We start from the raw sequence: 11632 nt of genomic DNA, 5'->3' as shown, positions 1-11632 counted from the left end.
CTTTCATATACCTGACCAGATTCCGCTACCGGCCAGACGTTCGCGGTCATGCCCAGCGTCAAGGTTCAACGCCGGACCTTTTGGCACAATCCCGGTGGGGTTAATGGTCTTGTGGCTGCCGTAGTAATGGTTTTTGATGTGCTGCAAGTCCACGGTCTCAGCCACACCTTCCCATTGATAAAGCTCGCGCAACCAGTGGCTCAGGTTCGGATAATCGGCTATCCGTCGCAGGTTGCATTTGAAATGGCCGTGATACACGGCGTCGAAGCGAACAATGGTGGTGAACAGGCGTACGTCGGCTTCGGTCAGGTAGTCGCCGGCCAGATAACGTTTATCGCCCAGCAGCGCTTCCAGGGTATCCAGTTCTGCGAAGACCTCATCGAACGCTTGCTCGTACGCCCGCTGTGACGTGGCGAAGCCTGCACGGTAGACGCCGTTGTTCACCGCCGGATAGATCTCACTGTTCAATGAGTCGATGGTGGAGCGTAGCGCTTGCGGGTAGAAATCCAGTCGGTTGCCGGTCAGCTCATTGAATGCCGAGTTGAACATGCGGATGATTTCCGACGACTCGTTGCTGACGATGCGCCGCTGCTGTTTGTCCCACAATAACGGCACGGTCACGCGGCCGGTGTAGGTGGCGTCATCCGCGGTATAGCGCTGATGGATGAAGTCGAAGCCGTCGAGCTTGTCCCCGGTTGAGCCGGTGCTCTTGTCGAAGGTCCAGCCATTTTCCAGCATCAACCAACTGACGACAGACACATCGATCAAGCTTTCGAGCCCCTTGAGTTTGCGCATTATCAACGTGCGGTGCGCCCATGGGCAGGCAAGGGAAACGTACAAGTGATAACGACCGGCTTGCGCCGGAAAACCGCCTTCGCCGCTGGAACCAGCGCTACCATCCGCGGTAATCCAGTTGCGGCGTTGCGCATTCTCTCGCTGAAACGCGCCGTCTTTGCTGCTTTCATACCACTGGTCGTGCCAGCGTCCGTCCACCAGAAGGCCCATGTTTGTCTCCAGAATCAAGTAGAAGCTGTCGTTGGAGATCAGTCTAAAGGCAATGGTTCGAACGAATAGCGCAAAGGGTCAGGGTTTATGATCAGTTAAATCGATCTATTCCGGGCGTCCCAATACTGTTGAGCGAGCAGGAAGGCTTCATCTCGCGGCGTTCCGAGGCCGCGTAGGGCTAAGGCGATGGTGGAAATCAGTGCAAGCTGGGGGTAGCTGTCCTCAATTTCCCCACGCCATAGCGCGGTTAACTGCAAAGGATCAAGGGTTGCCGGTTTTACGTGGCGCCTCGGTGCCAGCGCAGGCCATTCCTCATCCCAGCTTTGCCCGCCGGTGGTGCCGTAAAGATGGCTAATGGTATCGGGGTTTATCTCGACCTCACCGCCGTCGCCTTTGATGACGATGGAATTGTCCCCCAGCAAACCGCTGGCTTCGCGGTGCATGCCTTGGTAGCCAGGATGGAAAATACTTTGCAGGCCACAGCGTGCGCCTAATGGATTCAGCACCCGGGCCAGCGAATGAATCGGCGAGCGCAGGCCCAGCGTGTTGCGCAGGTCGATCATCCGCTGCAACTGCGGCGCCCAATCTGCCAGCGGGATAAATGCCAGATTATGCTGCTCAAGGGCCGTCTCGACCGCTTGCCAGGTGCGGCACAGCGGGATGCCCAGAAGGTCCAGCAATTGCTCGCTATACAGCCGACCAGCGGTGTGCGCGCCGCCGCCGTGCAACAGAACTCGTACGCCATTTTGTGCCAGACACTTGGCCGCCAACAGATACCATGGCAGATGGCGCTTCTTGCCCGCGTAGGTTGGCCAATCGATATCGACCCGTAGCGCCGGAGCATGCAAGCGTTCACGTACCGCTTCGGTGAAGCCCGCGAGTTCTTCAGCGCTTTCCTCTTTGTGGCGCAACAGCATCAAGAACGCCCCAAGCTGGGTGTCCTCGACTTTTTCATCGAGGAGCATGCCCATGGCTTCCCGGGCTTCTTCGCGAGTCATGTCCCGGGCGCCGCGTTTGCCCTTGCCGAGAATGCGCACAAACTGGGCAAACGGGTGCTCTGCAGGGGTTTCGAGTGTCAGCGGGGAAAAGTCAGTCATATGCAATTCGTCGGTTTAGGCAGGCCCGCCAGCTTGGCGGCGAGTTTGGCAGGGGTGCCATTGAACAGGCGGTTGAGGTGCATGCTGTTGCCTTTTTCAGGGCCGAGCTTCAATGCCGTGTACTTGACCAGCGGGCGGGTTGCGGGGGACAGCTGGAATTGCGCATAAAATCCCCGAAGCAGTTCGAGAATTTCCCAATGGTCTGCATTGAGGACGATGTTTTCATGTTCTGCGATAGCCGTGGCGACCTCCATCGACCAGTCGTTGAGGTCCACAAGGAAACCGTCCTTGTCCAGCGCAATACTGCGGTCGGCGATCAGCAACGGTTTCATAGCCAAGTATTAACCTTGTCGAAGCGGATCGATAACGCAACGAATCCCGGATAATCGACGCTTTCTGCCCAATGCGGCAGCGTCAGATCCCGCGCAGCCACGTCTTCGTCCAGCACAAACAGCTTGAGCGAGGTCGTCTGCGCCTGCAAGGCCCTGAACGGCGCGCTGCCGTCGCGTAGCGCATAGGTTGCGTCACCACACAGTAACAGCGCGTCATCAGCGCCCAGCAGGCGTAGGCAACTGGTCAAGCGGCTGTCGGTAAACGGTGAATGGGACACCACATGTAAAGTCGACATCAGAGCGTAATCACTTGATCGTAGCGGTCAATAGTCGCGGCCAGTTCGCTGTCGTCAAGCAGCTGCAGGCCTTCGATGGTCAACGCTTCAGGCGTAATACCACGCTCCGCCACGCTGTGGCCGCAGGCATAAGTATCATCGACGCCAAACAGCGAAAGGGCTTTTAAGTTGGCGGTCAGGTCTTTCTGTTGCAACTCGGCGGCTTTCTGCGCCGGTAACAGTTGAAAAACGCCATCGTCCATAAACAGCAAACCAATGGGCAGATCGAATGCGCCACCGGCCAGCACGATGTCCAAGGCTTCTCGGGCGCCGGGGCCGGACCATGGCGCCTGGCGGCTGATAATCAACAAGGATTTGGCCACTTCAAGGCCCTCCAAAACAAATCAAACGGTCGGCGTCTTGCACGGCATCGTGCAACTGACCCAGCCCGGACAATTCCCACGGCGCAGGTAAATTAATGGCCGGACGCTCATAGCGTTGCGCTTCTTCTTCGTTCAATACGCCGCGCCGCAAGGCCGCAGCGATGCATACCACCGCATCGAGCTGATGCTCAGTCACGAAATCGCGCCATTGGCGGGGCAGGTCAAGCTCATCTTGAGGCGTTATGATATTGCCCGACGCGCTGTGCACGCCGTCCTGATAAAAGAACAGCCGAACAATCTCATGACCACCGGCCAACGCCGCCTGAGCAAATAGCAGGGCGCGTCGGGTAGAGGGCGCATGGGCCGCGGAGAACAGGGCAATAGCAAACTTCATGGGTCAGCTCGGTCAACGAATCTGTCGCCATGATAAAGAGTTTGCGAACAGCAGGCAGCAAAAAGCCCGCTAGTTGGCGGGCTTTCTGGTGAATCTCAGCGTATTTGAGCCGAGCAGCGCATCAGTTTTTGCTATTGCCCATCAGGCCAAATATTTGCAGCAGGCTGATGAACAGGTTGTAGATGGATACATACAGGCTGATGGTCGCCATGATGTAGTTACGTTCGCCGCCCTGGATGATGGCGCTCGTCTGGAACAGGATGCACACCGACGAGAACAGCACGAAGCCGGCGCTGATCGCCAATTGCAGACCGCTGATGTTGAAGAACATGCTCGCCAGCGTTGCGCCCAGCAGTACGAAGAAACCAGCGGTGATGAAACCACCGAGGAAGCTCATATCCTTGCGGGTGATCAACACGTACGCCGACAGACCACCGAACACCAGTGCCGTCATTGCAAACGCCGAACTCACTACCTCAGCGCCGCCCTGCATGCCCAGGTAACGGTTGAGGATCGGGCCAAGCAGGTAGCCCATGAAACCGGTCAGAGCGAAGGTCGAAACCAGGCCCCATGCCGAATCGCGTAATTTGTTGGTGAGGAAAAAGAGGCCATAAAAGCCGATCAGCACGACGAACACGTTCGGATAAGGAACATGATTCTGCTGAGCGATAAAAGCCATCACGCCGCTGAAAGCCAGGGTGATAGCCAGTAGACCGTACGTATTGCGCAGGACGCGGCTAATCTCTAGCTGATCGGCCTGCACGCCGTTGTTAACTGCGTAATCCTGTTCGCGCATGGCGAAACTCCCGGTGGTTGAAATGTTAAGACGCAAAGATCATAACAGAGGCATTGCGGTTGGCTAGCATCAGAGTTTGACAGTGTGTTTCATTCGGGTATTATGGCGCCCGCAACAGAACGGAGGTGTGGCCGAGTGGTTTAAGGCAGCAGTCTTGAAAACTGCCGACTGTAACAGGTCCATGAGTTCGAATCCCATCGCCTCCGCCATATTCAATACCTAAAGGCCCCGTATTCCGGGGCCTTTTTGCGTTTGGCGGTTTCTGTTCCCCCATTTGTTCCCCCATCTGTTTTTTGTGTGTTTGTGGATAGGTCTTTCTTAGCCACTTCAAAGTAGTCGATCATGCCTAGTGGCTGAAGTGCCGATTTGAGTTCGTGGCGTAGGCAGTCAACGCCAGAGCAATGCAGCGGCCACTCTACAGCCGCTTCCCAGATTATCCTTAGGGCCGGCTAGCCTGGGTCCTATCGTCCCAGCGAAGCGCTGTGGCCTACTGGATCGCCCCCTAGTCTCCTTTTTGAATCGTGTGTGATGTACACCGTTCTGAGAAAGCTTCATTGCAGCTATCGATTGGTGCTTTGCTTGGTAACCGTCCGGGCAACACACCTTACTGACCCCAACGCTTAGGGCGATGGTGGGCACCTAATTTGTGGACACCATTTTAAGCCTAATAAGCGGATCGCCATGCACCCACGACGCTCTTACCTAAGTCGTTCAAAGCCCATGTCGTCCAGGAATTTTTGCAGCCCGGCGCGTCTATCGCCAGCGTCGCGCTGGGCATGGCATCAATGCCTATCATGTGCGCGAATGGATACCGCTTTACCAAGATGTTGACGATAAAAACCTGCCCGCTTTTGTATCTTTAAAACTAGAACCAAATGTCCCAACGCATACTGAACTCACGATCAAAAGCGACGTGCCGTGCGGGCAAGGTCAGCCTGTGGTGAACTGGCCCGCTAATGATCCTGAAGGTTGTGCCCGATTCGTTCGGGGACTAGCCCAGCGATCCGCATCGACGCTATCTGGCTTGCTACAGAACCGATGGACATGCGTGCTGGCACTGAAACCGCACTCGCAAGGGTCGTGGCGGTGTTCGGTGCGGCGAAGCCGCACCGTGCTTATCTCTTCGCCAACGGCCGCGCGAAAATCGGATAAAAGTATTGGTGCATGACGGAGAGACATCTGGCTCGCAGCTCGTCGACTGCATCAGGGTCGATTTCACTGGCCTGGTGTTCGCCACGGTTCAGAGCTTGAACTGGATGCTGAACAACTTCAGGCACTGATACTCGGACTACCGTGGCAAAGAGTGGGTTCCGGGGGGGGCACTCTGCTTTAGAGCCCGCCATGGCTGACTTGCCGCCTCATTTGTGGCGAACAGTGCGAAACACTGATCCAGGTGCCGGTACCGGCACATGTCATCGAAAGGCATCCCGACGGCGGGCCTGCTGGCTCACGTCATGGTGGCCAAGTTTTCCGACCATCTGCCGCTGTACCGACAAAAGAAAATCTGAAGGTCGACGCCGCGCCAGTCGTGATCCAGGCAAATGACGCCGGCGACCGTGTACGCAAGGTTATGGGGTTGGTGCATTAGGACCGTATTTGCGAAACCTGTGCGAACTATGCTGACGATTTTCACTGCGCTGACACCACTATCGCTACTCGGCGGTTTTCCGCGCGGCCTTCTGTGGTGTCGTTTGTGGCGACTGGTTCACGGCTGCCGAGGCCACGAAGTTCGATGTCCTGAGGATTCATGCCCACGCCAACCAAGGTCTTAGACACACTATTGGCCCGACGCAGGGAAAGCTCTTCGTTGTAGCCTGCCTTACCTGACGCATCGCTGTGACCATCGATACGAACCTTTTTGATACCTACGCCCAAAAGCGCTTTGCCTATTCCTTCGACAACGTTTTTGCTTGGCTGATTAAGCATTTCCAAATCACTGCCGAACAATACTTTACCGGACAGACCGAACGTCCAGCCCTCATCGCCCAGGGCAAAGCCTTGCTCTTTCAGTACGGCGATTTGCTCGGCGGTCAGCCCTTTTTTCGCAGGTGGGACGTGCTGACAGCCAGCCAGGCCGAGCAACGTCATGCACAGAGTAAAAATGAATACACGCTGATAGCGCGAGATTAACAGCATCATAGGTCCGCTCCTGATTCAATATTTTCTGCGCGATTCCTTGATTGCGCCGTGTGGCGGCCGCCTCTTTCGAGACGTTTAGCCTGATACATTGCCGCGTCGGCAGCATCAAGCAAAGCATTTGAAGTGACGCCATGGTCCGGAAAAATCGCAACGCCGATACTCAGCGACGTAAACACATCGGAATCGGCCGACAAGCTGATTGGGGACCTCATACTGGCGATGATTTTGTCGGCGATGCGCAACGCATCCTCGACCTTGTGAATCGGTGATAACAACACAGCAAACTCGTCGCCGCCTAGCCGGGCGACCAAGTCATATTCACGCAGTTGCGCACGTACACGGGCTGCAACGCTGATTAATACTGCATCGCCTGCTGCGTGACCATAGCTGTCGTTGATTTCTTTGAAACGGTCGCTGTCGAGAAAAAGCACCGCAACCTGTTCATCTTGCGCAGCCGCATTGCGAATAGCGCGATTGAGCTGCCTTCTGAAAAGTGCGCGGTTGGGCAAGCCGGTCAGGCTGTCGTGATTTGCCTGGTAAGTGAGGGAGTCGTTTTCGGTCTTTATGTGGCTTTGCCAGGATTCCAGCTCATCTAGCAAGCCATTAAAGTCGTTGCCGAGGTTGTTCAATTCTGCGATAGCAGCTTCAGGCACACGACGATGAAACGCCCGGTCTTTGCGTGCGGCGTGAGCAACTTCTGCCAAGCCGCGCAACGGCCCGACAATACCGCTCAGCAAGCGACGCGACAGGTATTGCGCGGTCACGGCGCTAAACGCCAGACAACCGAGAATGCCGCCCAGACCACTTAACAAAAAACGCAACAAGCTGGCGCCATGACCTACCAAAACCACTGAGCCGATGTCTTGCCCTTGATGCATGACGGGAAAATGTACAGGTTCGCCGAGCATGACCCGTGCGATTTGGCGCTCCAGCCCCGGCATAAACCCTGCGCCGGGCCGCGTCCATTGGGCAAGCACTCGGTTGCGGGCATCGAACACCGTGGCTTCGGCCACTTCTTCGGGCGAGGCGATCATCGTTAATGATTCGGTTGCCGCACTGCGATCGTTAAACACCACTGCAGCTTCTACCGTGTAGCTGATTGATCGGGCGATCAGTTGCAGGTTATGGTCGGCATACACGCGTAGCGCCAGCACCGCCAATAGGGTCAATAACAGGCCCGCGAAACTAACCGCGACAAACGCCACTTTCACGTGCCCACGGCCAAGCACAGATCGTAAGCTTGGACGCGGGTTTTCTGGCGTTGCTTCACTCATGGGGTCGCCCCGCTGCGCCGCGAAAGCTGCAAAACGCTTGGGTGAATACGCACGCCGCTACGTGCGACCGAATCGAGATTAACCTCAAATGATACTTGGCTGTCGGTCACTTGCAGACAAAACATGCTGCCAACCGTGCATTGATCACTCTGTTCACTGATGCTGAGAACGGCATGACCTGCCAGATTACCGAATAGCTGCGTGCGCTCATCAGCGGCGATGGTGCCTATATACAGCGCGTCGCACTCACTGGTCATTCGCGGGTCAGTCACCAAATGTCGTTGCACCAACACTGGGCGGCCGGTGGCTTGGGTCGTGCCTTTGAGCAGGTCGTCGGTGTATTCGGTTGGCCCGATGACACACAAGCGTAATTGTTGCGGCTCCACCGGCCAGCGCGCGTAGCTAAGGATGCCAAGTACGACTTGGGTAACGGAGACCGCACGTTGTTGGGCAGTGTTGATCGCTGCTGAATCAGAGGTAGTTTGCGCCCAGGCCTGATTGAAAAATAGAGACAAAAATGCGACTAGAACTGCACGATTCAAGCGAGGCTTGTGTCGCATCAAGCCATGTGCGGCCATCCCCGTGGTGCTCCCTGTCATTGCGCTAGTGAAAAAAGCGCGCGAATGATACCTCAGCTTTAGTGGTCGAACGGTAGCGTTTTAATTGTCATACATTGTATCGCCGACCTCCTCTACGAGAATTCCACATGCGGGGGTCGCTATACAATTTAGGTGGACACCATCGCTTTTGGCTTCGGGGCAGGAAGGTGTGTTGGCCGGACGCATACTTCATGATCGCCACCCCGCGGTTTTCGCTGCGCAGCGAACCTGCAAAGAGCCAGTTCGAGCGTCCAAGTGCCCATGGCCGGATTTGGTTTTTCCAATTGGTGTCGATGGGTACAGCACCGTCATCCCCAGATTTGTCGCTTTCTTGACCGAAGGGATTCGATGGGCGCGCAAGTTTGCAGAGCGTCTGAATGGCTCTGCGCATCAGACTTGGCGCGCGCGGTCGCTAAAGTCCCTCGCCATACGGCCATCGTCTCCAGACGCCGCTCACTTCTCCCGCTTTGCGCGCATTAGCCGTATGTCGCTCGATGTAGTTCCCACATCCGTTGATCTGCGAGGCCCATAGTGGAACGGCTGACCCCATGCCTCGGTCTTGGCCTGGGATTACGACTGGTCCCAAAGCGACCTCACTTTTTCGGCAATTTACTGCTGGTGGGTAGATGCAGGTAAGACATCACGCTTTCTGTCAGTTCTGTCGCCAGTTTGACGGCTTCTTTGTTGCGGGCCATCACGCCCGCCACCAATCCTTCGATCAATGCGAGCACAGCGATGTTGGAACTGGTCAAAACCGGATGGTCGGCGGGGGCAAATAGCACGTGTTCGGCAATGCTGGTGAGAGGCGAGGCGGGTGAATCGGTAATGGCCAGCACCGAGGCGCCGCGCTCATTGGCGAAACGTGCGAGTTGCAGGGTGTCGAGGGAATAACGCGGTAGTGATATCGCTAGCAAAACATCCTGATCTGTGATCGCGGCCAGACGGTAAGCGGCGTTTTCGTTACCACCCTCCATGCTGATGGCGGTGGCGTCGGCACAGAAGGGCATCAGGGTCGAGGCGGCGAGGCCTGCAAAATACACACTATTGCCAAAACCCAGGATGTAAATTTTGCGAGCTTTGGTCAGGAGGGTGACGAAGGCTTCAAAGGTGTCTGCATGGTTGTTGATCGCGGCTGTGGCGAGGTTGCTGCTGGCGCTCTGGATTTGCTCATGCAGGCCAAACGTGCCGCCGGGACGATGCGCGAGTTCGTTGCGAAGTTTATCGACCGGCGACACCATCTGCTGCAACGTTGCGACCAGTTCTGCCTTCATGCCTGTGTAGCCACCCAGGTTCAGGGCCTTGGCCAAGCGGTTGACCGCTGCTGGCGAAGTGGATGTTTCGTGAGCCATCTCCTCGATCGTCAGCGTCGCGGCCTTCAGCGGGTGACGCAGGATAAAGTCCGCTACCTTGCGCAGTGACGGCTGCAAATCGGCAACGATTTCCGCGAGTTTACGCATAACGGGTGCGGCGTAGACCGTTGTGTTTTTCGATGGGGTCGGCATATCCAGCTCAACATTTCCTGAGAGTTAAAGAAGGGACTGTGCCTGGTGCCCCTGGCATAAGGTTGGCTGGAGTGTATCCGAACCCGACCGTGGGTGTGCAGCGCTGAACCAAGGGGGCGGTGAAGGCGCCGGATTATTTCAAGCTGCCGGCAAGAAACTGCTGGAGGCGTTCGGACTGCGGTTTGACCAGCACTTCGCACGGGTCGCCGCGCTCTTCGACCAGGCCCTTATGAAGGAACACCAGTTGGTTCGATACCTCGCGAGCAAAGCCCATTTCGTGGGTCACGACCACCATGGTGCGTCCTTCCAGAGCGAGATTTTGCATGACTTTGAGCACTTCGCCGACTAGCTCGGGGTCGAGTGCCGAAGTCGGTTCATCGAACAGCATCACTTCCGGTTCCATGGCCAGCGCGCGGGCAATCGCCACACGCTGCTGCTCGCCGCCAGACATGTGGGCCGGATAGGCGTCCATACGACGTGCCACGCCGACTTTGTTCAGGTAGTGCTCAGCCTTTTCGCGAGCTTCTTTCTTGTCCATGCCCAGCACATGCACTGGGGCTTCCATGACGTTTTCAAGGGCGCTCATGTGCGACCAGAGGTTGAAGTGCTGAAACACCATCGATAGCCGCGAACGCATGTGTTGTAACTGCTTGGGTTCGGCGGCCTTGAGCCCTCCGAGTTTGTTGGTCACCAGCTTGAGTTGTTCGCCATTGAGCACAATATTGCCCGCATTGGGCTGTTCAAGCAGGTTGATGCAACGCAAGAAGGTGCTTTTGCCAGAGCCACTGGAGCCGATGATGCTGATCACGTCACCGGCTTTTGCCTCCAGGGACACCCCCTTGAGCACTTCGTGCGTGCCATAGCTTTTGTGTAGATGCTGAACTTCAAGTTTGTACATGGTTTCAACTCTCTGGAATCAGTCGCTGAGCAAACTGCCCTGACGAATAGGGGTACTGCCGGCCACTTTGGCCAGCCACAAACCGGGCTGGGCAAAGCGCAGACGTTCGCGGGCATAGAGGATGCCGTCGGTACTGGCGTTCACCACACTGTGGCGATCGCTCAGCGGATCAATCACTTCGAACAGCGGATCGCCCACCTTGACTCGGGCACCCAGCGGTTGCAGAAAACTCACCACGCCCGGGTGCGGCGCATAGGCGTACTGCGCACCGGCAAACGGCGTCGCTTCACAACAGGTCGGTGGCGCAGCAGGCCAGTCACCGCTGATCAGGCCTTGTTCGGCGAGATAGCCGAGAATGGCGTTTGCGCTGTCGAGGCATGGCCCGCGTTCGGTGTCGGCCATCCCACGCAATTCGATGGTGGTGGCCACGCACGCCAGCGGAATATTGGTTCCAGGAAAGCGTTCGGCCAGGCGCAACCAGGGAATCGCGCAGGCTTCATCGAAGGCACTGCCTCCCGCGGCTTCGGCCAGCAGCGCAACGCCGGCGCCCAGACGCGCAGCCAACGAGCTTAAGCGCGGCCAGTTTTGCGGCATGGCGTAAAGCAGCATGATCGACTCGAAATCGCAGTGCAGATCCAATACCACATCAGCGTCACAGGCATGCTGCATCAGCAAACGGCGCAGACCATCGAGTTCCGATGTCGGTGCCGGCAAGTCGCTGAGGAACTGGTTCATGGCGCGGCGGATCAGCACAATGTTGGCGTCGGCATCGTCTCCGAGTAGACCTTCCACTCGCGGCGCCACGGCCTCGGCCAGCTCCGGGAAGTCGCGATTGAAATTCTTGCCGCTGGAGAACTCGAAGCGACCCTGATGGGTGGCCTGGAACATCTGTGCGATACCGATCGGGTTGGCCATTGGCACCAGTTCGATCACCCCGG

The 11632-nt window shown here is 56.8% G+C and carries 14 protein-coding genes, 1 tRNA gene and 2 pseudogenes; 3 read left to right on the top strand and 14 right to left on the bottom strand.

Annotated features, from left to right (window positions below):
• Positions 1-3 precede the first annotated feature (3 nt).
• The 7 genes from JWR17_RS08970 to JWR17_RS08940 all read right to left on the bottom strand — a co-directional run bounded on the left by JWR17_RS08970 (position 4) and on the right by JWR17_RS08940 (position 4282).
• A complete protein-coding gene (locus JWR17_RS08970; RefSeq protein WP_299830406.1) occupies positions 4-1005 on the bottom strand; it encodes a glutathione S-transferase family protein in 1002 nt (333 codons plus the stop codon).
• 95 nt (positions 1006-1100) lie between these two features.
• Positions 1101-2102: a glycosyl transferase family protein gene (locus tag JWR17_RS08965; protein WP_299830404.1), complete on the bottom strand. Its 1002-nt coding sequence runs from the start codon at positions 2100-2102 to the stop codon at positions 1101-1103.
• Complete coding sequence (locus tag JWR17_RS08960; RefSeq protein ID WP_299830402.1) at positions 2099-2434, bottom strand: TusE/DsrC/DsvC family sulfur relay protein; 336 nt, start codon at positions 2432-2434, stop codon at positions 2099-2101. The genes JWR17_RS08965 and JWR17_RS08960 overlap by 4 nt, the downstream gene beginning before the upstream one ends.
• Positions 2431-2730, bottom strand: coding sequence for a sulfurtransferase complex subunit TusB (tusB, locus tag JWR17_RS08955; protein WP_299830400.1), 300 nt, complete (start codon positions 2728-2730; stop codon positions 2431-2433). The genes JWR17_RS08960 and tusB overlap by 4 nt, the downstream gene beginning before the upstream one ends.
• On the bottom strand, positions 2730-3092 hold the full coding sequence (gene tusC / locus JWR17_RS08950) for a sulfurtransferase complex subunit TusC (protein ID WP_299830398.1): 363 nt from the start codon (positions 3090-3092) through the stop codon (positions 2730-2732). Before tusC ends, tusB begins: the two co-directional genes overlap by 1 nt.
• A gap of 1 nt (position 3093) precedes the next feature.
• Positions 3094-3486 (bottom strand): sulfurtransferase complex subunit TusD, encoded by a 393-nt coding sequence (gene tusD, locus JWR17_RS08945; protein ID WP_299830396.1) that lies wholly within the window; start codon positions 3484-3486, stop codon positions 3094-3096.
• A gap of 121 nt (positions 3487-3607) precedes the next feature.
• On the bottom strand, positions 3608-4282 hold the full coding sequence (locus JWR17_RS08940) for a Bax inhibitor-1/YccA family protein (RefSeq protein WP_299830394.1): 675 nt from the start codon (positions 4280-4282) through the stop codon (positions 3608-3610).
• 121 nt (positions 4283-4403) lie between these two features.
• Here JWR17_RS08940 and JWR17_RS08935 point away from each other — a divergent pair.
• The 3 genes and pseudogenes from JWR17_RS08935 to JWR17_RS08930 form a co-directional block, all read left to right on the top strand.
• Positions 4404-4491: transfer RNA gene (locus tag JWR17_RS08935), tRNA-Ser, on the top strand.
• A gap of 968 nt (positions 4492-5459) precedes the next feature.
• Entirely contained in the window at positions 5460-5615 is a 156-nt protein-coding gene (gene tnpB, locus JWR17_RS26325; protein ID WP_366944140.1) for an IS66 family insertion sequence element accessory protein TnpB, read from the top strand.
• A 39-nt stretch (positions 5616-5654) separates the two neighbouring features.
• Positions 5655-5787, top strand: a pseudogene (locus JWR17_RS08930) (transposase); the annotation flags it as partial.
• 124 nt (positions 5788-5911) lie between these two features.
• On the opposite strand, the gene JWR17_RS08925 reads toward JWR17_RS08930, so the two are convergent.
• From JWR17_RS08925 to JWR17_RS08895, 7 genes and pseudogenes are all read right to left on the bottom strand, one after another.
• Entirely contained in the window at positions 5912-6421 is a 510-nt protein-coding gene (locus tag JWR17_RS08925; protein WP_299830392.1) for an OmpA family protein, read from the bottom strand.
• Positions 6418-7695, bottom strand: a complete 1278-nt coding sequence (locus tag JWR17_RS08920; protein WP_299830390.1) for a diguanylate cyclase — start codon at positions 7693-7695, stop codon at positions 6418-6420. The genes JWR17_RS08925 and JWR17_RS08920 overlap by 4 nt, the downstream gene beginning before the upstream one ends.
• A complete protein-coding gene (locus JWR17_RS08915; RefSeq protein ID WP_299830388.1) occupies positions 7692-8273 on the bottom strand; it encodes a YfiR family protein in 582 nt (193 codons plus the stop codon). Before JWR17_RS08915 ends, JWR17_RS08920 begins: the two co-directional genes overlap by 4 nt.
• Positions 8274-8484: 211 nt before the next feature.
• A pseudogene (locus tag JWR17_RS08910) lies at positions 8485-8607 on the bottom strand (transposase); the annotation flags it as partial.
• Between the two features lie 280 nt (positions 8608-8887).
• On the bottom strand, positions 8888-9796 hold the full coding sequence (locus JWR17_RS08905) for a MurR/RpiR family transcriptional regulator (RefSeq protein ID WP_299830386.1): 909 nt from the start codon (positions 9794-9796) through the stop codon (positions 8888-8890).
• Positions 9797-9929: 133 nt separating this feature from the next.
• Positions 9930-10694: an ATP-binding cassette domain-containing protein gene (locus tag JWR17_RS08900; RefSeq protein ID WP_299830384.1), complete on the bottom strand. Its 765-nt coding sequence runs from the start codon at positions 10692-10694 to the stop codon at positions 9930-9932.
• An 18-nt stretch (positions 10695-10712) separates the two neighbouring features.
• On the bottom strand, positions 10713-11632 hold a 920-nt coding region (locus JWR17_RS08895), incomplete at its 5' end, for a succinylglutamate desuccinylase/aspartoacylase family protein (protein ID WP_299830382.1).

The sequence above is a fragment of the Pseudomonas sp. genome, from assembly GCF_028293835.1.
Lineage (GTDB): Bacteria > Pseudomonadota > Gammaproteobacteria > Pseudomonadales > Pseudomonadaceae > Aquipseudomonas.
The sequence above is the reverse complement of the archived record's forward strand: the minus strand, read 5'-3'. Positions and strand labels throughout refer to the sequence as shown.